Origin of the sequence: Mucilaginibacter jinjuensis (genome assembly GCF_028596025.1) — a bacterium.
GTDB classification, from domain to species: domain Bacteria; phylum Bacteroidota; class Bacteroidia; order Sphingobacteriales; family Sphingobacteriaceae; genus Mucilaginibacter; species Mucilaginibacter jinjuensis.
In genome coordinates this window covers 1,946,964-1,969,063 of record NZ_CP117167.1, presented here as the reverse complement: position 1 = coordinate 1,969,063, position 22,100 = coordinate 1,946,964, and the positions used below count along the sequence as shown (strand labels likewise).

General features: G+C 42.0%; 28 protein-coding genes. 10 read left to right on the top strand and 18 right to left on the bottom strand.

Annotated elements, in window-relative coordinates; all coding sequences use genetic code 11:
- Window positions 1-9: 9 nt before the first annotated feature.
- Complete coding sequence (locus PQO05_RS08950; RefSeq protein WP_273632364.1) at window positions 10-924, bottom strand: J domain-containing protein; 915 nt, start codon at window positions 922-924, stop codon at window positions 10-12.
- A gap of 228 nt (window positions 925-1,152) precedes the next feature.
- On the opposite strand from PQO05_RS08950, the gene PQO05_RS08945 reads away from it, so the two are divergent.
- Complete coding sequence (locus PQO05_RS08945; protein WP_273632363.1) at window positions 1,153-1,494, top strand: hypothetical protein; 342 nt, start codon at window positions 1,153-1,155, stop codon at window positions 1,492-1,494.
- A 61-nt stretch (window positions 1,495-1,555) separates the two neighbouring features.
- Here PQO05_RS08945 and PQO05_RS08940 read toward each other — a convergent pair whose 3' ends face one another.
- Window positions 1,556-2,287, bottom strand: a complete 732-nt coding sequence (locus PQO05_RS08940) for an acyl-CoA desaturase (protein ID WP_273632362.1) — start codon at window positions 2,285-2,287, stop codon at window positions 1,556-1,558.
- 350 nt (window positions 2,288-2,637) lie between these two features.
- Here PQO05_RS08940 and PQO05_RS08935 point away from each other — a divergent pair, with 350 nt between their 5' ends.
- Window positions 2,638-3,189 carry a hypothetical protein gene (locus PQO05_RS08935; RefSeq protein ID WP_273632361.1) on the top strand — a complete coding sequence of 184 codons (552 nt, stop codon included), beginning with the start codon at window positions 2,638-2,640 and terminating at the stop codon, window positions 3,187-3,189.
- Window positions 3,190-3,264: 75 nt separating this feature from the next.
- Here the strand turns inward: PQO05_RS08935 and PQO05_RS08930 are convergent, their stop codons facing one another.
- Together PQO05_RS08930 and PQO05_RS08925 are read right to left on the bottom strand one after the other, a co-directional pair.
- The gene (locus PQO05_RS08930) at window positions 3,265-3,711 is read right to left on the bottom strand and encodes a carboxymuconolactone decarboxylase family protein (protein WP_273632360.1); all 447 of its coding nucleotides are present in this window, start codon (window positions 3,709-3,711) and stop codon (window positions 3,265-3,267) included.
- Between the two features lie 71 nt (window positions 3,712-3,782).
- Window positions 3,783-4,355 (bottom strand): Crp/Fnr family transcriptional regulator, encoded by a 573-nt coding sequence (locus PQO05_RS08925; protein ID WP_273632359.1) that lies wholly within the window; start codon window positions 4,353-4,355, stop codon window positions 3,783-3,785.
- 330 nt (window positions 4,356-4,685) lie between these two features.
- On the opposite strand from PQO05_RS08925, the gene PQO05_RS08920 reads away from it, so the two are divergent.
- Both PQO05_RS08920 and PQO05_RS08915 read left to right on the top strand, forming a co-directional pair.
- Window positions 4,686-5,198: a DinB family protein gene (locus tag PQO05_RS08920; RefSeq protein WP_273632358.1), complete on the top strand. Its 513-nt coding sequence runs from the start codon at window positions 4,686-4,688 to the stop codon at window positions 5,196-5,198.
- 87 nt (window positions 5,199-5,285) lie between these two features.
- Window positions 5,286-5,564 (top strand): (2Fe-2S) ferredoxin domain-containing protein, encoded by a 279-nt coding sequence (locus tag PQO05_RS08915; protein WP_273632357.1) that lies wholly within the window; start codon window positions 5,286-5,288, stop codon window positions 5,562-5,564.
- On the opposite strand, the gene PQO05_RS08910 is transcribed toward PQO05_RS08915, so the two are convergent.
- From PQO05_RS08910 to PQO05_RS08900, 3 genes are all read right to left on the bottom strand, one after another.
- Window positions 5,565-6,095, bottom strand: a complete 531-nt coding sequence (locus tag PQO05_RS08910; protein WP_273632356.1) for a ferritin — start codon at window positions 6,093-6,095, stop codon at window positions 5,565-5,567.
- Between the two features lie 104 nt (window positions 6,096-6,199).
- Window positions 6,200-6,568, bottom strand: coding sequence for a hypothetical protein (locus tag PQO05_RS08905; protein WP_273632355.1), 369 nt, complete (start codon window positions 6,566-6,568; stop codon window positions 6,200-6,202).
- Between the two features lie 160 nt (window positions 6,569-6,728).
- Window positions 6,729-6,986 (bottom strand): hypothetical protein, encoded by a 258-nt coding sequence (locus PQO05_RS08900; RefSeq protein WP_273632354.1) that lies wholly within the window; start codon window positions 6,984-6,986, stop codon window positions 6,729-6,731.
- A gap of 225 nt (window positions 6,987-7,211) precedes the next feature.
- Here PQO05_RS08900 and PQO05_RS08895 point away from each other — a divergent pair, with 225 nt between their 5' ends.
- Complete coding sequence (locus PQO05_RS08895) at window positions 7,212-8,186, top strand: metallophosphoesterase (protein WP_273632353.1); 975 nt, start codon at window positions 7,212-7,214, stop codon at window positions 8,184-8,186.
- A 175-nt stretch (window positions 8,187-8,361) separates the two neighbouring features.
- On the top strand, window positions 8,362-8,901 hold the full coding sequence (locus tag PQO05_RS08890) for an OmpA family protein (RefSeq protein WP_273632352.1): 540 nt from the start codon (window positions 8,362-8,364) through the stop codon (window positions 8,899-8,901).
- Window positions 8,902-9,077: 176 nt separating this feature from the next.
- Here the strand turns inward: PQO05_RS08890 and PQO05_RS08885 are convergent, their stop codons facing one another.
- Window positions 9,078-9,833: an SDR family oxidoreductase gene (locus PQO05_RS08885; RefSeq protein ID WP_273632351.1), complete on the bottom strand. Its 756-nt coding sequence runs from the start codon at window positions 9,831-9,833 to the stop codon at window positions 9,078-9,080.
- 130 nt (window positions 9,834-9,963) lie between these two features.
- Between PQO05_RS08885 and PQO05_RS08880 the strand changes: the two genes are divergently transcribed.
- Both PQO05_RS08880 and PQO05_RS08875 read left to right on the top strand, forming a co-directional pair.
- Window positions 9,964-10,383, top strand: a complete 420-nt coding sequence (locus tag PQO05_RS08880) for a winged helix-turn-helix transcriptional regulator (protein ID WP_273632350.1) — start codon at window positions 9,964-9,966, stop codon at window positions 10,381-10,383.
- A gap of 292 nt (window positions 10,384-10,675) precedes the next feature.
- Window positions 10,676-11,551: an OmpA family protein gene (locus PQO05_RS08875; RefSeq protein ID WP_273632349.1), complete on the top strand. Its 876-nt coding sequence runs from the start codon at window positions 10,676-10,678 to the stop codon at window positions 11,549-11,551.
- Window positions 11,552-11,725: 174 nt separating this feature from the next.
- On the opposite strand, the gene PQO05_RS08870 is transcribed toward PQO05_RS08875, so the two are convergent.
- From PQO05_RS08870 to PQO05_RS08830, 9 genes are all read right to left on the bottom strand, one after another.
- Window positions 11,726-12,343: an alpha-ketoglutarate-dependent dioxygenase AlkB family protein gene (locus PQO05_RS08870; protein WP_273632348.1), complete on the bottom strand. Its 618-nt coding sequence runs from the start codon at window positions 12,341-12,343 to the stop codon at window positions 11,726-11,728.
- A 198-nt stretch (window positions 12,344-12,541) separates the two neighbouring features.
- Window positions 12,542-13,303 carry a hypothetical protein gene (locus PQO05_RS08865; RefSeq protein WP_273632347.1) on the bottom strand — a complete coding sequence of 254 codons (762 nt, stop codon included), beginning with the start codon at window positions 13,301-13,303 and terminating at the stop codon, window positions 12,542-12,544.
- A 132-nt stretch (window positions 13,304-13,435) separates the two neighbouring features.
- A complete protein-coding gene (locus PQO05_RS08860; RefSeq protein WP_273632346.1) occupies window positions 13,436-14,017 on the bottom strand; it encodes a carboxymuconolactone decarboxylase family protein in 582 nt (193 codons plus the stop codon).
- A gap of 85 nt (window positions 14,018-14,102) precedes the next feature.
- A complete protein-coding gene (locus PQO05_RS08855) occupies window positions 14,103-14,486 on the bottom strand; it encodes a DUF3037 domain-containing protein (RefSeq protein ID WP_273632345.1) in 384 nt (127 codons plus the stop codon).
- Window positions 14,464-15,261, bottom strand: a complete 798-nt coding sequence (locus tag PQO05_RS08850) for a HipA family kinase (RefSeq protein WP_273632344.1) — start codon at window positions 15,259-15,261, stop codon at window positions 14,464-14,466. The genes PQO05_RS08855 and PQO05_RS08850 overlap by 23 nt, the downstream gene beginning before the upstream one ends.
- A 73-nt stretch (window positions 15,262-15,334) precedes the next feature.
- Window positions 15,335-16,585, bottom strand: a complete 1,251-nt coding sequence (locus tag PQO05_RS08845; protein WP_273632343.1) for a DEAD/DEAH box helicase — start codon at window positions 16,583-16,585, stop codon at window positions 15,335-15,337.
- A 112-nt stretch (window positions 16,586-16,697) separates the two neighbouring features.
- Window positions 16,698-17,063 carry a response regulator transcription factor gene (locus PQO05_RS08840; protein ID WP_273632342.1) on the bottom strand — a complete coding sequence of 122 codons (366 nt, stop codon included), beginning with the start codon at window positions 17,061-17,063 and terminating at the stop codon, window positions 16,698-16,700.
- Window positions 17,064-17,272: 209 nt separating this feature from the next.
- Window positions 17,273-17,917 (bottom strand): START domain-containing protein, encoded by a 645-nt coding sequence (locus tag PQO05_RS08835; RefSeq protein ID WP_273632341.1) that lies wholly within the window; start codon window positions 17,915-17,917, stop codon window positions 17,273-17,275.
- A gap of 63 nt (window positions 17,918-17,980) precedes the next feature.
- A complete protein-coding gene (locus tag PQO05_RS08830) occupies window positions 17,981-18,196 on the bottom strand; it encodes a hypothetical protein (RefSeq protein WP_273632340.1) in 216 nt (71 codons plus the stop codon).
- A 187-nt stretch (window positions 18,197-18,383) separates the two neighbouring features.
- Here PQO05_RS08830 and PQO05_RS08825 point away from each other — a divergent pair, with 187 nt between their 5' ends.
- Window positions 18,384-19,256: a class I SAM-dependent methyltransferase gene (locus PQO05_RS08825; RefSeq protein WP_273632339.1), complete on the top strand. Its 873-nt coding sequence runs from the start codon at window positions 18,384-18,386 to the stop codon at window positions 19,254-19,256.
- 142 nt (window positions 19,257-19,398) lie between these two features.
- Window positions 19,399-21,030, top strand: coding sequence for a carboxylesterase/lipase family protein (locus PQO05_RS08820; RefSeq protein WP_273632338.1), 1,632 nt, complete (start codon window positions 19,399-19,401; stop codon window positions 21,028-21,030).
- Between the two features lie 158 nt (window positions 21,031-21,188).
- Here the strand turns inward: PQO05_RS08820 and PQO05_RS08815 are convergent, their stop codons facing one another.
- A complete protein-coding gene (locus tag PQO05_RS08815) occupies window positions 21,189-22,061 on the bottom strand; it encodes an EamA family transporter (protein ID WP_273632337.1) in 873 nt (290 codons plus the stop codon).
- Between the last annotated feature and the right edge of the window lie 39 nt (window positions 22,062-22,100).

Below are 22,100 nucleotides of genomic sequence, written 5' to 3'. Positions count from 1 at the left end.
TTGGTGATGTTAAATAGATTGTTGTAGTTCCTTAAATAACTCTTTTTGTTTATCAGTAAGCTCTGTAGGTATAGCCACCTGATAACTGAGATACAGATCGCCAAACTCACCGTCTTTTTTATATACAGGCATTCCTTTGCCTTTTAACTTAACCTTGGCACCATTTTGTGTACCGGCTTTAACAGGCACTTTAACCTTGCCGGTTAATGTTTCGGCTATTACTTCGCCGCCCAATACGGCGGTGTACAAATCGATATCAACACTGGCATGCAGGTTGTTGCCATCTCTTTTAAACCTGGCGTCATCTTTAATTACAAAAGTGATCAGCAAGTCTCCGGCTGGCCCACCATTACTGCCTGCACCGCCGTGACCGGTAATTTTTATAGTCTGCCCATTCTCTACACCTGCCGGTATAGTTATTCTGATATTTTTGCCATTAACGGTAAGCGTTTGTTTTTGTGACTCAAGCACATCGCGCAAGTTTAAATGCAGTTCCGAGCTATAATCCTGTCCACGATATTTAGCCTGGCGGCCTCGCCCGCTGCCCCCCATATTGCCAAACATTGATTGGAAGTAGTCAGAAAAATCACCACCATCACCAAAGCTTTCATAATTGAAGCCACCATCGGTGCCGCCGCCGCTGTAGCCGCTATATGATCTGTTGCCAGCCTGCTGTTGGTGCGCCTCATAAGCATCGGCATGCTGCCAGTTTTCGCCATACTGGTCGTATTTTTTACGTTTATCGGGGTCGCTTAATACTTCATTGGCTTCATTAACTTCCTGAAACTTTTTATTAGCTTCATTGTCATTAGGGTTAACATCCGGATGGTATTTACGGGCTAGTTTACGATAGGCGCTTTTAATATCTTTTTCTGTAGCGTCTTTTTTAAGCCCAAGCACCTGGTAATAATCGATATATGCCATGGTTTAAGTGATTTGCTTTAATAAACAGTTTTATTGGCCGATGGTTCGGTTTATTTATTGTCAAAATTTATAGAGCTAACATTTCGGCAACAATTGCGTAAAACACCTTATCAACGATATAAACCTTGATTACTGTCTTACATATTCGTCATTTTTGAAATGATCTAAAAATGAATATGACCTATTTGTAAATTCATCATCATTTAATGATACCTTTACTGCCCATACATGGAACAAAGAACATATTTAGCCACCTGGAAAAAATACATCCCGGTAATCCGTTTGCATCTTAAGAAGAGCTTAACAGAAGATCAAAGTTTTAAATTGAATATCACAGACTTTGAGTCGGCCGGCGACCGTGGAAAATCTGGTTACACGTTTAACATACAGATGGAAAACGGTAAAGTAACCAATAACATCAGTGGCTCTGCAGTAGCCCGCGACCTCTACGAGGCGCTTAAGGCCGACGAAGCCATTAAAGCTTTACTGCAAGACAAAAGCGTAAAAATAAGTGTAGGTAAAACTTTTATGCTGAGCATAAAAACAGCGCACTTGTCTATTTATAAATAAGCTATTATATCCATACAAAAAAGCCCGTTAGGTAAACCTGACGGGCTTTCTTCTTTTAAGCTTAATAAGCTTTCCTCAGCTTAATTATTTTAAGCCGGTGCAACAATCGCATTACCGGGTACACCGGATCGATCTCGAACCATTTATTGCCGAAATTGGCGCTGTTAGGGTACCTGTGATGGTTATTCTGAAACAGCTCTCCCAGCATCAGAAAATCGAACGGTGTTGTATTTTTAGACTGATCGTTATTATCGAAATTGCTGTAGCCGTACTTGTGGCCGCACCAATTAACAATAGCACCTTGCAACGGCCCCATTAAAAAATGAATAGGCAAAAGCAAAAACATCCACCAATGCGTAGCAAATGCAATGTAAAACCAGGTATATAATGCGCCGAATGCCAATCTCGAAACGATAGAAGAACCAATCCTATCTATCAGCGGCCATTCGGGGCAATCGCCAGCGAAACGGGCTTCAGGGTCTTTTGTACGTTTTAAATGATCGCGAAAGGTAATGATAGTAGCCTTCATCATCTGAAAAACATCTGTAAAGAAGTGCGGCGAGTGTGGGTCTTTCGCGGTATCGCTATAAGCATGATGCTCGCGGTGCATCATGGCATAAGCGCGCGGGTTTAAAAAAGATGAGCCTTCAAACACATAAGCCATCAGGTAAAAAACACGCTCCCAGGCTTTGCTGGTAGTAAACATACGATGCGAAGCGTAACGGTGCTGAAAGAAAGTTTGAAAAAATAACGACAGGAACCAATGGGCAATAAAAAAAATGAGTATGGGCATAATTTAATTTGAATGTAGCGGAAGGGCAGGCATGATGATATTTGCATAGCCTGTTGCAAAGAAAAAGCAGAACCGGTGTGTATTATATTCTGCCCGTAGTATTAGCGGCGAAGGTACACTTAAACCGCATTTATTTATTACCGATAAACTTTTATTGAGCTAATTCGGGGTAGGAATCAATTAACAAATGTTGAAGGGATATATTATTAAACTCATAACCATCTGTTATGTTGCACTTCATCAATTATAAATAGCCACTATTCTATATTGTTAAAAGTCGATTACCAAAAACAACAAGTTGCTATTTTAATAGCATTACTATATCTTTAATTAACCAACCTTATTAAATTATGAAACTAAACCTAATCTGCGCATCAGCGATCGCGCTATTATTATTCTCTTGTTCTAATAACAATACCCAAATTGCAGAGAATACTTTTATTCACGGAAACAAAATCTACAAAATTATAGATAACGAACTTCGCGAAATAGGTGATCTTGATGCGAAGGAAATTAAGAAATTAGAGGTTTCAAAACCAAACCAACGAAATCTGGGTACTTCGAATCTAAGCTTTGTTAAGCCAGGCGCCTCTACCTCTTTAAAAGCGCTTTATAGAGGAAATTTTTTATATTACTCTCTTACTTTAAACGGGTTAAACGACTTAAGGGAAAATTATCAGACAGGCCGAATAACAATTGAGTTTGTTGATGAATTTGGATTTATACTGCATTCTACTGAAATTCCCACGACTGATTTAACCGGATTAGTTGGACCTGATGGCAAGCCGGATAGCTTTGTGTATAATGGTAAAACAGAAATGAGCACTGAAATCAACTCTGCAATTAAAACTTATAATGTAACTACCAGCATTAAAGCCAAATCACATTATAGTTATTATTAATAAGTATAATATATCCTCAACAAAAAAGGCGAGCATCCCTGTCCGCCTTTCTACAATTTTGAAATACTAATACTATTATTCTGCTTTCAGAAAATCTTCCATGTGGGTAGTTACCCCTATCCTGTTCCATGAATTGATAGCAATAATAGCCATCAGAATATAGGTTAAATAAGCAGGCTCAAACAGCGCTGCTGCTTTGTTATAAGTTTCGTCTGATACTTTACCGGTAATCAGCGTTACTTCTTCTGTAAGGGCAAGTATCGCTTTTTCCTGCTCATCGAAAAACGGCACATCCCTCCATGCATTAAGCGCATAAATACGTTGTTCGGTTTCGCCTGCTTTACGCGCATCGCGGGTGTGCATATCAATACAAAATGCACATTGGTTAATTTGCGATGCGCGGATTTTGATCAGGTCTTTATGTTTTGTAGTAAGCGGTGTGCTTGCTACATATTCTTCAAAAGCCATCATAGCTTTGTATGCGGCTGGGTCTCCCTGGTTTACTTTAATGCGTGTGCTCATTGTTTTATTGTTTTGATAAAACAAAGTTCGCCACAAACACCCTCCCGAAAAATGAACTGAGTTTAAGAAAATCAGATTTTCTTTGCCCGCAGCCTGCTCATAAACTGTGGGGTGAAGCCGAGGTAACTGGCCAGCATATATTGAGGTACACGCTGCAAAAAATCGGGGAATAGTTTGGCGAAATGGCGATATCGCTCTTCGTCATTCATATTAAAGATAAAGCCAATTCGGCGCTGTGATGCCACAAACGATTTCTGCATCATAATTAGAAAGTACGTTTCAAGCTTGGGCACCTTTTCAAACAGCAATTGCCTGTTATGCTCTGTCAGCAAAACCAGTTCCGATTCTGCAATGGCCTGGATGTAGCAACTGGATGGCTGTTTATTGAGCAAACTATCCTGATCGGCTATCCACCAATTCTCGAGCCCGAACTGAAGTATTTGCTCATTCAGTTTATTATTCACGATGTATAACCGCAAACACCCTTTCAGTACAAAATAATTGCCTTTACAGTGCTTACCCGGTTCGAGTAAAAATTGTTTCTTTTTAAGGTTAATCAGTTCGAGGTTATCACACAGCAATTGCTCTTCTTGTTCAGTTAACTGAACATATCTTTTAATATGGGCTAAAAGTTGCGGATACATGGTGTGCAAAATAAATGATAAAAGTTAATTATTATAATTGAACGAATACAGCTAATTAATCAACCTCAATTTTACCTCTTATTAAAGCAAGAAGTTTAGCACAGACACTGCATTCCCCTAAATTAGGGGAACACCACAGGCTTTGCAATTTGCAAAAGTGTTAATAAGGGGTAAAATTGAGGCAATGACAGCGATACCACTTCCTTTAATAAGGGGTATAATAACGTTCATAAAAACTACAAAAAAATTTCATTTCTCAATTTCCTGCTGACATAGGGCTGTCACTCGCCCCCGGTTTCTTTGCTTATAAATCATCAACACACAAACACAATGGAAAACCAACAAGCAATTGAAACCACAGTTCAAATCATCACTCCCGAAGAATTTCTGGAGCAATGGCTCGGCCATCGCTGGCTTACCAAACGGTTGATCGAAATCTTCCCGGAAGACCAGCTTTTTAACCATACCATCGGCGGCATGCGTCCTTTTGCAGACATGGCTAAAGAAGTGTTAGGCATTGCAGGTATCGGTATTAAAGCGCTTATCACCGGCGACTGGCAGTTTACACCCGAACTGGATTATCGCCAGGGCCGCTCTCCTATTAAAACCAAAGCAGAATTACTGCGTGTATGGGACGAAGTTACCGAAGATATACTGGCTTACTGGCCACAAATAACCCCGGAGCAATTTCACGAAAAGGTATTGGCCTTTGGCATGTACGAAGCACCCATCTATAACATGATTTTGTATTGGATTGATAACGAAATCCACCACCGCGGTCAGGGTTATGTTTACCTGCGTTCGCTGGGTATTGAGCCACCTGCATTTTGGGACCGCAGTTAAACAGATTTCTGTAATTAATCTTGCCACTGGTACACAACTATATAATAAAACGTAATTTTGCGTTAATATATAGCTAACATAAACAGCATGAGCAAGTTTACTATACCCGATAGAGTGCTTTACGTATGCACAGGCAGTAAATGCGCTAAACGGGGTGGCAAAAGCCTTTATAAGCTGGCAACATCATTTGCCAAATATCATGAAGGAAAAGAGGAGATTGAAGTATTAAGGATAGAATGCACAGACCGGTGCGATTATGCACCGGTCTGTACTATACAACCAGGTAATATCTGGCTAAAAGAATATTCGGAGAAAGAGGTTCTCAAGCTATTAAAATCGCTCGATAAATCTCCTGATGCTATTTAATTAAGCTTCACTATCGTATCTGATATCGCCAATGTGCTTATCAATCTGCCAGCGGCCGGTACCTTCTTCGCCAATAACTTCAAACAATTCGAGTGCTCGGCGTGCTTTGTATTCTTCTTCACGTTGTTCTTTCAGGAACCAGTTTAAAAATTCCATGGTAACGTAATCCTGCTCTTTGTGGCAAAGGGCTGCAATATTTTTGATGGCATTGGTTACACTGATCTCCTGGTCTAAAGCATCTTCAAATACCTCTCGGAACGAGTTGTACTCAATTTTGATACCGCTTACATCCGGAGAAATGGCCGTGGCACCCATATCAAGTACATATTTAAAGAATTTAAGCTGATGCTGTCTTTCTTCTTCGGCTTGTTTAAAAAAGTAGGTAGATGAGCCATCAAAGCCATTTCTATCACACCATGAAGCCATAGCCAGGTATATAGATGACGACTGTGCTTCTTTACGTATCTGTTGGTTTAAAATAGTCTCCATTTCGTTAGAAATAAGACATTTTATGCGCATTATATCTTTCATATCAATTTCGATTTAAGGTTAAATCAGGGTATCTATAGCAATTATAGTGCTATAAAATGATATGTGTATATATAAATATTAATATGAAATGAGTCTTAATACGCTTAAGCAGCCCAGCGGTACAGCCTTTCGTGCAAAATGTGGTTAAGCTCCAGCATGGTAAAGGTACCTTGCAGCAGCTCTTTCAGCGCAATAATTTCGAGGTGAGTAAGTATATAAGTATGGTCGCAGGCACAGATAAAAACGATTTCCATGTCGGCGCTGCGTTGGGGGTTAAGCAAAAGCGCCTCAACATCAATATGATATACAGCCTTGCGGAGTTTGTGCAGGCAGCGGTAATCGAAGCGGTTAAGCTTACCGGCAAAGTCAATATACCAGCAATTATCTTTATCGCACTGGTAAACAGCACCCGAAGCAGTTTTAAATACTTCGCTTATACTTGTACGGGTAGTAATAGTCTCTGTCGCTTGCATTAATGATCTATTGCAATGCGAAAATCAACATTATTTATAATTAATCCAAATAAACAGCAGAATTATTTTTCAACTATTGTTGGCTTTAATATACACGCAGCCAACGTTCAAGCGGGATACGCTTGAACGCAAACGCGGCAATTTATAAACTTATTGTTTATTAAACACTCTCAACTGCTGCTGCAGCTTTGGCGGTATCATTAGCTTGTACTAATGTAGCTTTATCTATCTTAATTTTTTGAGCTATTCTTTTAGCCACTTTTTTAGATTCTTTTGCGATAGCTTTGCTCAGACTTTCAACATCCTGGCCTAATTTACCGGCTGCAACTTTTAATTCGGCAGCTACAACAATCTGGATATCTTTTTGAGCGTTTTTACGGGCAGTTTTAACGAGAGATTTCAGCTTAGATTTTTTCATGAGTATATTTTGAGATTTGTGCAAAAATAGGTTATCATAAAGTTAATACAATATTATCATTATGTTAACAACTATCATCGCAATTAACATTAGTCGGCATTATCAACATTTCTCATTTACAATAACTTAAACATTTGATATTGCAACACAAATGCAACTTTGTGTATATTACATCGGTTTTAACGGCATATATCATTAACCCCTAACCATGCCGCTATTGAATATATGAAACGCAGAGATTTTGTAAGAAACACTACCCTAACCGCTTTAGGCGCAACAATTATCAGTCCGCTGGCCAGTTTGGCCGAAGGTGGCGTAACCCATTTAGAGAGCGAAGACTTAACCCATCAGGATAAAATAAACGACGATTATGCCCTGCACTTTATGGCCATAGGCGACTGGGGCCGCAACGGCGAGTATGACCAGGCCGAAGTTGCCAAACAAATGGGCCTCTGGGGTGCAGCACACCCTAACGATTTTGTGATTTCTGTGGGCGATAACTTTTACCCTAAAGGCGTGGTGAGCGAACAAGATCCGCTTTGGCATTACTCGTTCGAGAATATTTATACTGCCCATTCGCTGCAATGCGATTGGTTTTCGATACTCGGCAACCACGACTATTTGACCGATCCCGATGCACAGATCCGCTACAGTAAAATAAGCCGTCGCTGGAACATGCCTGCGCGCTATTATACCAAACAGGTATCATTGGGTAAGGATAAAGGCAAGGCCATGTTTATTATGATTGATACCGACCCTATGCTGCACGAAGCTCTGAAACCACAGGTTGATATCCAGATGGCCTGGTTAAAGGATACTTTGAAAAACACCCCTGCCGATGTAAAATGGAAAATAATAGTTGGCCACCACCCCTACTACACCGTTGGCCCGCGTATTAAAAACTATGATACCCTAACAGTACGCAAGGTATTGGCCGATGTGTTTGAACAATACAAGGTAGATGTTTACCTGTCTGGCCACGACCATTCACTGCAACATTTGAAACCCGAAGGTTATACCCACCAGTTTATCTCGGGCGCAGGTTCTGAGCTGACTGATGTTACCGCAGGTATTTCGTATAGCAAATTCGAGGCCTCACAGCATGGCTTTATGTATTTTGCTGTTGATGCCAACCGCTTTAATGTGAGAGCAATCAACAAAGAAGGTGCGGTTATTTACCAAACCGAACTGACTAAGTAAGCTACTGTAAACTAGATATTTTGAATCCTCTGAGGCTATTAGCCCGGGGGATTTTTTAGTTTAAAGACCCGTCCAATTCCATTTAAGCGCATCTTTTTTTAACAAACGGAATACTTTTCAAATCAAAAAATTGTTTTTATTCGTACAACGGTACACCTTAAAGTAATTTAAACCAATGAAATTTTTAAAAAGCAACCTATCAATTGTATTAGCCGCATCATTAATATTTAGCCTCGCAGCCTGCAAAGCAAAGAAAGCAGTAGTAAAACAAGAACCTGCTACCGATACTGTAAAACCAGCCCCAGCACCTGTTACACCAGCTCCGGCACCAGCACCCGCGCCAGAGAAGCAAGAACCAGCCCCGGCACCTCCACAACAGGATTTTCACTTCCCTAACGTGCAGTTTGAGCTTAACTCGGCTGTGTTAAAAACAGACTCATACCAAACGCTTGATCTGGTTGCCGGCTCATTAAAAGCAGCACCAACCACTAAATTAATTTTAAATGGTAACTCATCTGCCGAAGGTTCTGCAGAGCATAACATGTCGCTATCTGTAGATCGTGCTAACGCTGTGAAAGCATACCTGGTAAACGCAGGCGTAAATGGCGCCAACCTAACCACCAAAGGTTACGGCGAAAGTAAACCGATTGCCGATAACACAACCGAAGAAGGCCGCGCGCTAAACCGCCGTGTTGAAATAAAAGTTATTCAATAATAATAACCATAAATAACAGAAAGGGCCTTCAATATTTTATTGAAGGCCTTTTCTGCTATAATACTGTTGTCATTCTGAACGATAGTGAAGAATCTTCTTCGCCCGGCAAATCTGGCTTACATGCTACTGCTGTTCGAAGTCAGAGACATTCGACGATGCCGACAACTGACAACTACTTACAGCGTATACATACCACCGTCGGCCACCAACTCGGCACCCAATACAAAGGTCGAATCATCTGATGCGAAGAACAGCGCTATTTTAGCGATCTCATCTGCACGGCCAAACCTGCCGATTGGCAATTGGCTCAGTATACCTTGACCCATTTGTTCCAGTTGCTCGTTGCTGATATCCAATTTTTCGGCAGTATGCAATGGTGTAACAACCGGGCCGGGGCTGATAGCATTAACCCTGATGCGACGTGGCAATAACTCGGCAGAAAGGTTACGGATCAGTGATAATAAAGCTGCTTTACTTGCTGCATAAACACTTGCACCTGCCATGCCTATGTGGGCGTTGATAGAGGTGTTAAAGATGATAGAACCACCATCATTTACCAGTGGCAACAACTGTTGCAGAGTAAAGTAAGCACCTTTAAAGTTTACGTTCATAATTTCGTCGAACATCTCTTCGCTCATGTCGTCAACAGAGTTAAACTTGCCTAAACCAGCATTGATAAATATAATATCGATGTTAGGGGCAATTGCTTTTACCTGCTCTTGTATTTGTTTTACCTGTGCCATATCGCCTGCGTCAGACACTACACCGTAGGCATTATCACCCAGTTGCGCAACGGCCTCGTTAATTGATTTTTGGTTGCGGCCGGTGATGATCACTTTAGCGCCTTCTGCTATAAATTCCTGAGCGGTAGCGAAGCCAATGCCGCTGTTTCCGCCTGTTATAATTGCTGTTTTACCAGTTAACTTTTTCATATCTTTATGTTTGATACATCAAAGTGACGCATAATTTAACACCCCCACAAGAAGGCACTTTTTAGTGCGAAACGTACTTTTTGGTAGGTTATGGGCCGCTTTTATTTAAAGGGATTCAGCCATTTTTATTATGACAGAAAAAAGACATCAAAACTATCGCTGCGCTATGGAAGCGTCATTAAGCGTAATAAGCGGCAAGTGGAAAATGACCATTTTACAGAAAATTTTGGCCGGCCCCATCCGCTATTCTGACATTAAACACAACATCCCCGACATTACCGAAAAGATGCTCACCCAGCAGCTTCGCGAGCTGGAAGAGGACGGCATTGTAAAACGCAAAGTATATCCCGTAGTACCCCCCAAAGTAGAATACTCATTCACTGATCTGGGCCAGGGGTTAACACCCATCTTCCAATCGCTCGAAGTTTGGGGTGCGCAGTTCTTAACCAACAGCAATGGCGAATTGATTACCCCGGATAGCAGTTGTTATGTGGCGAAGAGCGAGGCTGTGGTTGGGGTTGATGGAAAGTTGGAGCCATCCAGATTATAAACTATCACGTCATTGCGAGGAACGAAGCAATCGCGGACTATACAGAACGGCTCTGCATATCGGGGATTGCTTCGTTCCTCGCAATGACGGTCAAGGTGACGATACCTTCAATACATCAATATCTCTCCTTCTTTTATCACTCTCACGCAATATTTCTTTTCGCCTAAGTTTAATAATTTTCAGCTTGTTGAAAATCAACCTTTTATAAATAATAAAACTTTAAATGTGTAGTTTGGTTATTATTCATTAACATATTTATGTTATACCTTTAAAAAAACAAATACAAGTATTTATGAAGTTTCCAATCATTATACCGGCACTGTTAGTAGTAGCAGGTTTAGCCACAAGCTGCGTAAGCAACAAAAAATACAAAGAACTTAACGACAATTACACCCAATTGCAAAACAGTACCCGCGACTTAAGCGTGAAGTACCAAACCAGCGAGCAGGGCCTTGCCGTTGCCAATAACCGTATTAAAAGTCTGGAAGAGCAAATTGCTTCAGAAAAAGCAAACACAATTGCTTTACAGGATGCCCTTAACAAGTGTTTAAACTCGAGCAGCCAGGGTAACGTAAACATTTCTAAACTGGTTGATGAGATTAACAGTTCTAACAAATACATCCAGCAACTGGTTAATACCAAAAACAAAAGCGACTCACTTAACATGGTGTTAACTAACAACTTAACCCGTTCATTAAGTCAGCAGGAAGTTAAAGACGTTGATGTACAGGTATTAAAAGGCGTAGTTTATATTTCGCTTGCTGATAACATGCTGTACAAATCTGGCAGCTATGAAATCTCTGATAAAGCAGGTGCAACTTTAGCCAAAATTGCTAAAATCATTACCGACTATAACGGCTATGATGTGCTGATTGAAGGTAACACTGATAACATTCCAATCTCTCAGAAAAACATCCGCAACAACTGGGATTTAAGTACGCTAAGAGCATCATCTGTAGTTATGGCCTTACAAACTACCTACAATGTTGACCCTAAACGCTTAACAGCCGGTGGCCGTGGCGAGTATAACCCAATTGCCGATAACAGCACCCCAGATGGTAAAGCTAAAAACAGACGTACCCAAATTATCATCACCCCTAAACTGGATCAGTTTATGGACCTGATTGGTAAAGCGCCTGAAAAACAGGATACAGCTCCAAAACAATAATATTAAATAGCGATGCTATGCAAGAAGGCCTTCCGGATGGAAGGCCTTTTTGTTTTGTATAATTAATTAACTTTGTCATTGCGAGATACGAAGCAATCTCGTAGCTGTTCAGATCGGACATACATGCGACGAGATTGCCACGCTATCGCTCGCAATGACAAATTTTATAAATGTTTATCCGATCTTATCACTCACCCTAAACGTCAAATTAACCCTTTCCTTCATTGGCTTAGATGATTTCGCAATTCGATGCTGCCAGTTTAGCTGAAAATCACCTTTCATTAGCAAATAAGAACCATTCTCTAAAGGGATAGAATACTTAACGGTATGGTCTGCCTTCTTCCTGATATCAAATGTACGCACCTGTCCAAAACTAACCGAGCCTACAAACATATTGCGACCGGGGATATTGTCCATATCATCGTGCCAGCTTACAGAGTCGTTCCCATCACGATAGTAATTAAGTAGTACGGTATTGAATGAGATGCCGGCAGCTGCTTCTACTCTTTGGCGAATCATGAGCAAATCCACCGTCCAGGGCAATGGTATTGCCCCCATGCCTGAGATGGAGTAGTCTGCATCAGGGTCTCCGTACCAGGCGGTAAGCCTGGGCGTAAGTATTTCTTTGCCGTACATCATTACAGAACGCTGCGTCCAGGGAGTTTCTTTGATCAGTTTTTGCAGCAGATCATCACTTTCGGCTTTGGTAAACATACCGGGTTGGTAATCAATTAAACCGGGAAGTAAGGGTTTATTGACTTCGGTGTCACCGAAAATACTGAGCTGATCCATAGGTTGGATAGAGCAAAAAGAATGCCGTGGCATTTTAAATCAAAAACGTCATGCTGAACTTGTTTCAGCACCCCACAGGACAAGCGAATATGCAGCGTTTGCAACCTGTCCTGTGGGATGCCGAAATAAATTCGGTATGACGGTTGAGAGACTTTCCTATTCACTCCTTCTATCATTCACTCCTTCACTCATTAAAAGCTACAGCTTCCTCACATTATATCCCAAGCCAATATTTAATGATATAAAAACAGCGCTCTGGCCTTTATCCGGGCCGTTATCTAAAGAATGGCTATCAACTTTCCAATCGCTGCGGGCGGCATTGATATAATAACCGGCACGGATCCCTATAGGGATGTTACGCTGAATCTCCACACAGTTATCAATCTTCTTGGTTTTCATTTTGATGAGGTAATCGTAGCCTGCACCTAACTCAATTCCAAAATTGCCCTGATATAGCGTTTTACTGTAAGTGCTGGTCAGCAACTCCTGCGAAAAATCTGAAGTGCTTTCCTCACGGCCTTTATCCTGTATTTTTAACATGGCAGCCGAGAAATTTAAGCCCACAAAGGGAAAGAAACGATAATCGGCTGTTTTGGCGATATTGTACCCCGCACGGAAATACAGTTGTCCCTGGCCGTATTTAGCTTTTACATTGTTAACACTTTCTGAACTCGAAAGTGGTGTAATACCTAAACCATCCTCAAAAATCCATTGCTTATGGATATGGCTCATGGATAGATTAATCCAAATATCATTGCCTCCAACAGAAGGGATATTGCTGTTGTTTAAAATACGGTTAACCTGGTCGAGGTTGGTATTACGATAAGTGATTTGTATTTGAGCCGCACCTGCAATATTATTGCTAAACCAGCTTTTGTTATCTGTGTTGGTTTGTGCTTTAGATGTACTTGCCCCAAACAAGGCAGTCCCTAAAATTACGAGGTAGAATAATTTTTTCATAAGTCAGTATTTAGATTATAACTTTAAGTTAAAAAACATATCTCTATAAGAATATTACAAGAGATTTTGTTCTGACTGACTTACGCTTTTATTACACCCGGAGTTTGTAAACCCGGGTGTAAGTTTTATATATTAAGAAGCTTCTGCCACTTCCCCGTCTTTCTTTAACTTCAGAGGGCCGCTATGGTAACCCTCACGTGCTCGCTGTGCTCCCATTTGGTCATAAAGTTCTTCATCATCAGGCTGGAAGGTGGCCAGGCCATCAACGTAGCGATTATACATACAAAAGGCAGCAGCAATCAGCACGGTATCATGGATCTCAATATCTGTTGCGCCTTGCTCACGCGCCTGGGCTACATCAGCTTCAGTTACATTTTTACCACCGCTTTGTACTTTGGCAGCTATACGTAAAAGGGCTTTCAGTTTATCACTAACGGGTGCAGTTTCCATATCTGCAACCACCTGTTTAACGGTTTGGCCATCGTTACCTAACTGGTGTTTGGCTATAGCGCCATGTATGGTTGAGCAATATTTGCAGTTGTTTAAGCTGGATACGTAAGTGGCAATCAGCTCGCGTTCGCCGGCGCTTAGAGTTGGATGTGGGTTATGCAGCAGGGTTTGGGCTAACAGGTTAAGCGGACCAGCCGTCTCAGGCCTGAACATAAATAAGCTTCTTATCCCCGGCGAACCCGCCGGTAAATTAATGTGTGGCATAATGATTCTATAATTGGTTAAATGGTATGTCAATATCCAAATAAAATCAGAAAATCACAACTCAAAGCTATAACCAAAGGTGATATTATGCTACCAATTGCAGGTATAATTTTTCCAATGTGGCGGCTGCATCGATACACAAACCGGGGTGTACTTTCGATGCCTGCACAACCGTACTGCGGGTAGCGGTAATCCACCGGAAACGTGAGGGTATATCCAGTGTTGCAATCGGCCCGCCAGCTTTGCTACCGAGGCAGATCTGTGTTAAGGCGTTCAGATTAGCGCTCAGAGTTTCGAGATCAAGGTCGGCACAAAAAGCAAGCAGGCGATCTTCGTTCACAATAAATTTGATCCCCAAAAACTGTTGTCGTTTGCAATATAAAATAACACCAACGTTTAAAAACTCCTCGCGCTCCACCCTGGGTACAACGCGTATAACGGCGTACTCAAATAAGTGATTCTCGGGCATTTTGGGCTTCTTTTACAAAAATGTCAGACGAGGCAATTCTCGTAGTTAAAAACTCGTAGTATACATTACGGATGGCATCCGGGGTTTCATCTTCAAAACCGGCACTCAGCCATTCATCAGGGATCAGATCAACTATTTTACGGATATGATCTGGCGTTAATATCGCTTTATATTCAGCATCAACTGCCTCCAGTTCGCTTGCACGGGGCAGTAATACATGGTCTTTCACATTTACGAAAGGCCGTTTGGCCTGCTCCTGCCAGTTATGCCAGGAGTGGTGGAAATATAACGAGGCACCATGATCTATCAGCCACAACTCTTTATGCCATATCAGCATATTGGTATTGCGTGGGGTACGGTCAACATTAGTCAGCAGGCAATCCAGCCAAACAATTTGTGATGATAATTTGGAATCGAGCGCCGTAACCACCGGATCGAACGTAATAGCTCCAGACAGGTAATGGATCGCCAGGTTTAAACCTACACTGGCTTTTAGTAAGTCCTGAATTTCTTCATCGGGTTCGGTACGGCCAAAGGCAGTATCCAGGTTGGCAAACACAATTTCGGGGATCTTGAAACCCAGCAAGCGGGCAATTTCACCGCCTATCAGTTCGGCGATAAGCGCTTTTACGCCCTGCCCTGCACCACGAAATTTCAGTACGTATAGAAACTCATCGTCAGCCTCGGCAATAGCAGGCAGCGAGCCGCCTTCGCGCAGGGGCGTTACATAACGGATAACGTTAACAGTACGTATCTGAGGTTGAAAATCGCTCACAGGATTATTTCTTAAATGATTTTGAAATCACCGCACGAAAATAAGTGGTTTTGCCCGAACAAATAAATTACGATTACGATTTCTTTCCCTGGCTCTGGCCCTTAACGCCACCACTCCGGTTGCCTTGCGGCTTCCTGTTATTGCGGCCGCCTCTGCGTTTGTTATTATCAAACTGCGGCTTTTGCTCGGGTATAGCGCCAATATCGGCTGGCAAGGTAATCTCTTCTATCTTTTTATCAATCAGCGATTGAATGTTAGTTAAACGGCGCTCATCATGCTTGTTAACCAATGTAACAGCTGTACCCGTAGTTGCAGCACGTGCTGTACGGCCAATGCGGTGGATATAATCTTCAGGGTCGCCCGGCACATCATAGTTAATTACCAGGTCAATTCCCTCTACATCAATACCTCGCGATAAAGCATCTGTGCCAATAACAACCGGCAACTGTCGGTTTTTAAAGCTTAATAACACCTCTTCCCGTTCGCCCTGGTTCATGTCAGAGTGGAAAGGTTCGGCATTAATTTGTGCATGCTTTAAATCTTTAGCCAAAGCTTTAACTTTCTCTTTGGTTGATGCAAATATGATGGTGCTGGTATATAAACCGCTTCTTAGTAAAACCTCAATCAGCTTGGTTTTTTGTGCATCGTGTACACGGTAAATCTGCTGACTAATCCCTACTGCAGGCTGTGAAAGTGCAATATTGATCTGCTCGGGATTTTTCAGTATAGAGCGCGCCAGTGTGCGAATCTTACCCGGCATGGTGGCCGAAAACAAGAGCGTTTGGCGATCTGTTGGCAGGTAGGTGATAATGCGCATAATGTCCTGAAAGAAACCCATGTCGAGCATGCGGTCGGCTTCGTCCAGTACAAAATGTTTAAGCTGGTCAAGTTTTAAAGCACCCGAAGTAAGGAAAGCAATAAGCCTGCCCGGAGTAGCAATTACAATATCAACTTTATTCTGGATGCCGCGTTTTTGCTGTTCATAAGCAATGCCATCACCACCGCCAAATACGGCCAGCGAGCTTACTTCTGTAAAGTAAGCCAAACCTTCAACCTGCTGATCTATCTGCTGTACCAACTCGCGCGTTGGCCCTAATATTAAAGTACTGATCTGATGGCCAGATCCCGAATTGCTGATGTCATTTAAAACCGGTAACAGGTATGATGCCGTTTTACCGGTACCTGTTTGCGCACAGGCTATAATGTCTTTACCTGATAGAATAACAGGTATTGCCTGTGCTTGTATGGCCGTAGGCGTATTGTATCCCATACTTTGGATACCTTCTGCCAACTGCTCGTTAAAATTAAAGTCCTTAAAAGTCACTTGTTGTGTATATCAATAAAAAGCACAAGTTAAGGAATAATGTTGTGGTTATTAGTATTGTGAGTAAAGATGACCTGTAATGTCTGTTTATTATCGGGGTAACCGTACGAGCTTACACCAGCAGTGCCGAAATCCTATTCTGCAAAACTTCCATATCAAAAGGCTTAGCCAAAAAATCATTAGCACCGGCATCAAAGGCAGACTGGCGTACGTTATGCCCTGCCGAAATAATGATAACCGGAATATTTTGGGTTGAAGCCTGCCTTTTTAACTGTTTGCATACCACTAAGCCATTATGGCCAGCCATGGCAATATCCAGTATTACCAGGTCGGGTTGTGCTTTTACCGATTCCATAACCGAAGTACCATCATATACATGCATCACCTCATAGCCTGCATAATTAAGTATGCTCGAAATTGATTCAACAATGGCTACGTCATCGTCTGCTACTAATATCGTTTTATGCCGTAATTCCATAAGTTTCAGCTCAGTAAATAATTAAAAGGTTATGTTAATTTAACGTATACTATTTATGCCGTAGTATGCCGTTTAAGCCGATATTTTAATAAAATATCTGTTACGTAACAGGGGTTTTCCTATAGGTTATTGTATTGGTTTATAATGGGGCCTTGTTTACCAACATTTACAATATACGTAAGGTTTTGCAGAATTGGCAAAAAAAGCGATTAATTGACAATATAAGGAAGCTCTATACGCTGATAAGCCGGATTTTGCAATTGTGTTTTTAATTTTTTAAAAGTTTGCATTGGCCCCTCGGCAGCAAATAAATTAATTAGCCAGGCCGGTACGTCGCCACCGGGGTCGAGCGCCAGGGTATATTCTATATCAAGCTTATCTTTACCTATAGGTGTAATAATCCACTTACCGACAGACTGTTTTACACGCACAATACCATCTTTCTCGGGTATGTAATCGCCCAGGCAGGGCGCATCTATGGTTACAACTTTGGTTTGCGGGTTTTGCTTCACCATTATATGGCATATAAAATCGCGGTTATGCACTGGCCAGGGCACTTGTACCTCAGAATAATAATAAAGTTCTGATGGTGAAACCTGTTTTAAAACCGTAGCCGATTTGGTATGGTAAGCCCAGGTTACACTGTTTTTAATATCCATTATCACAGCAACGAACTGCGATGCGTTTGCCGAAACCTGGCAGTTTACCTTAACTGCCTTAAAATTAGAATTACTTACCGCACGGGTATATACTTTGATACCTTCGTCTTCGGTTTTTAATTTCCAGTTTTCTTGTGCGTATGTAGTGCCTGCAAAAAATATAATGCAGGTTAGGGTTAACAATAACTTATTCATTAATCAATAGCTCAGATCGGGGTATTATATTACAAAGTAACAAATCTGAGACGAAGGATAAGTCTACTCTCCTTTTTTTGACGTTGCAACGATAATAATACCCCCAATAAGCAGTATCCCACCAACATAAGGAGGCCACACTACTGTTTTCTGTTTATCGGCCGAAACCTGGAGCGGGCCTGCATCAATTATTTTCTCTTTTTTGGTATAAGTGAAGCCGGTCCAGATCAGCATTACAGCGCCAAGAATAATTAATACAAAACCTATTATCTTTTTCATACCACATAAAGCATAATATGGCTGAAATGTTTGCGCTTTTGTCTGAAGTTAAAATTATGTTAATTAAGAAACCACAAATCGTTAAAGTATAAATATTTTAATAAAATATCATTTAAGTTAAACATTTGATTGCTTATATTCGTAAAAGCTATGAAAATAGTACCTAAACTAAATTTTAATACGTTCTATGAAAAACGATTTATCTTCTTTGCTGAAACCGGGCCATACTTTTGCTGATCGTGGTGCCTACTATGAATTCCCCATCCTGAATGTTTCTGAATCCTTACACGCCAACGCTTATTATTTCGGTAATAAAGAGTGGAGCGATGAATATCTAAAATATTGCCATCGCGAACCCACACTTGTCGACAGATGGCAAAAAGCCGCAGGCGACTGGAGTGATAAAACAGTAATTGATATTGGTTGCGGCCCCGGCAACATATTTGCCAACTTCGAAAAAAAGCCAAAAGTATTAATAGGTATAGATGTAGCCCCTGAATCATTAAAGAATGCTGCGAATCAAGGGTATACTGCTGTTTTGGCAGATGCCAACCACTTGCCATTTGAATCGGGCGTTGCGGATATTGTAACCCTTAACGCTGCACTGCACCATACCGATAATATGGGATCTGTACTAAAAGAAGCTGCAAGACTGGTAAAACCGGGAGGACTACTGATAACCGACCACGACCCACAACAAAGCGCCTGGGATTATAAAGGAATAGCTAAATTATTATGGAATGCGCGTACATGGTATTATCGCCTTATTGGGCATAGTTTTCATAAAACGAGCGAACAACAAAAATGGGGACTGGCATGTGAAACACACCATAAAGCAGGTGATGGCGTAACCAAATACTTATTTGATAGTATACTGAAACCGATGGGGTTCGAAGTAAATGTGTACCCGCATAATCACGATCTGGGAGCCGAAATATTTGAAGGTAAACAAGGCAAAGCCGGCTTAAAATACCGTATGGGCAACCTGCTTTCGGGCCGTAACCCATCAGCCTCTACAAGTGCTTTAACACTGATGTGTGTGGCGAGGAGAGCTGTTTAGCTTTAGTTGAATTGTGAGTGGTTGATTGAGTTAAGTAGTTGTTTCTTTCGGGAATAATTTACTGTAGAAAAAAACTTAATCAACTCAATCAACCATAAACTAATCAACCTATATTTAACTTCGATTATAAACCAATCTAACCATGAAGTCTTTACGAAGTTATTTATTACTGCTTACCCTGCTTATAGGTTTTGCGGCAACGGCCCAGCAAACCACACAAGTTAAAATTGCCAATGGCACCTTAGAAGGCATAGTTGTGCCATCCACCGATATCCGTTCATTTAAAGGGATCCCATTTGCACAGCCACCCGTTGGCGATTTGCGCTGGAAAGAACCGCAGCCTGTAAAAAACTGGGCCGGCGTTCGCCCGGCTAAATATTTTGGCCCCCGGGCTATGCAAAAACCAGTTTTTGGCGATATGGGTTTTCGTTCTAATGGCATGAGCGAAGATTGCCTTTATCTCAACGTATGGACGCCTGCTAAATCTGCCAATGCAAGCCTGCCTGTTCTGGTATATTTTTATGGCGGTGGCCTTGTGGCCGGCGATGGCTCTGAGCCCCGTTATGATGGCGAAAGCTTAGCCAAAAAAGGCATAGTAACTGTTACCGTAAACTATCGCTTAGGTATTTTCGGTTTCTTTTCGCACCCAGAACTTACTAAAGAATCACCTCACCAATCGTCGGGCAACTATGGTTATCTTGATCAGCATGCGGCATTGGTTTGGGTTCAGCAAAACATTGCGGCCTTTGGCGGCGACCCTAAACGGGTAACCATAGCAGGCGAATCTGCAGGCTCAATTTCTGTATGTGCACAAATGGCTTCGCCACTATCAAAAGACCTGATTGCAGGTGCTATAGGCGAAAGCGGCGCACCAATTAACCCAACATTATTCCCGATCCCTTTGGCTGATGGCGAAGGTAATGGTTCTAAATTTATGGCTGCTGTTAATGCCAGCTCATTAGCCGATCTGCGTGCCATCCCTGCTGCGCAATTACTGGATGATGCCTATAAACCTGGTATGCCGCCAAACTCGACTGTGGTAGATGGTTATTTTTTACCTAAAAGGCCTATAGATATATTTAATGCCGGCGAACAAGCCCATGTACCGTTATTGGTGGGATGGAACTCGGCAGAAGTACCTTACCAGGCTTTATTAGGCGGACAAGCACCTACGCCCGAAAATTATAAAAATGCAGTAAAAAATATTGCAAGTGACCATGCCGATGAAATATTGAAACTTTATCCGGGAGATACTGAAGCGCAGGTTATTAAATCGGCCACAGAATTGGCCAGTGATCGCTTCATTGCCTACAGCACCTGGAAATGGTCAGATCTGCAGGTTAAAACTGGTGGTAGTCCGGTTTACAGATATTTGTTTTCACGCAACCGCCCGGCCATGACAGCCAAAATGGGTAACGCAACAGCCGGTTTAGCCGGAGGCGTAATTAAGGGAAATGACGCTGCCCCTAAACCCAAACCGGTAGCTTACGATGGTGCTGCACATGCCTCAGAAATTGAATATGCACTCGGTAACCTGGCAACAAACACCGTTTACGCCTGGACACCGGAAGACTATAAAGTATCTGAAACCATGGAGAACTACTTTGCCAATTTCATCAAAAAAGCCAATCCCAATGGCTCGGGTTTGCCGAAATGGGCACCTAACACAGTTGGCAGCAAAGTACAATACATCAACATTAACGTAACCACCAAACTGGAACCGGATAATACGCGGGAGCGATATTTGTTTTTGGATAAAATGTATAATAAGTAATAAAGAAGGCCTCGATTGAGGCCTTTCTTATTTATACAATACGATCGTCATTGCGAGGAACGAAGCAATCCCCGACCTACAGAGTCGTTGCCTAAATAATGCAGAACCCGTTCATTAGCAGGATAAGGAAGCTATAGGGAAATTCATATTGCAAATCATCACGACTCTGGCGCAACCTGGGGCGCTTTCTTCGCGCTTAGCGTTGTACCGGCACTGGCAATAATAATTAATGCAATGGCCAGCCATTCGTAAAACGACAGATACTCGTGCAGAAAAATCAGACCCGAAAGTGCAGCCACGGCAGGTTCGAGGCTCATTAGGATACTGAAAGTCTTTGCAGGGATTTTCCTCAGTGCATTTATTTCTAACGTAAAAGGGATAGCGCTCGAAAGCAAGGCCAGTGCCACGCCAGATAGTAACATCCAGGGTTTTAGGTGAGTTATGATCCCATCGCCAATGGCTGCTGGTACCACAATTGCCGAAGCGAAGATCATACCGATGGTAACTGCAGTGCGGCCATCCATCATTTTAGAGATCCGACCGCCCAATACGATGTATGCCGCCCAAAAGCCACCTGCAAGCAGGGCCAGCAACATGCCGACGATGTTTAAACCATTGTTACTCCAGGGCGCAATAAGCGCGATGCCCGCAGCAGCAAGTATCACCCATAAAAAATCTATCTTTTGTTTAGATTTGGTTAGTGCCAATACCAAAGGGCCAACAAACTCGAGCGCAACGCCCAATGCAAGCGGAATGCGCGAAATAGCCATGTAAAAAATAATATTCATCGAACCCAAAGCTATACCATACAGGGCAGCGGCTTTCCACTGTGCTTTGGTAATGCTTCGTAGGTTTGGCCGGTTAACCAGTAGCAAGATTACTGCCGATAAACCAATCCGTAACGAAGACGTAGATATAGCACCCAGTAGCGGAAATATCCCTTTGGCAATAGCCGCACCACCCTGTACACTGATGATAGATAACAGCACCGCAGGTACCGGTGGGATCTCAATTCGTTTTTTAGTCTCCATTTATGTTTATCGGACTGCAAACATAAATGAATTTGCACT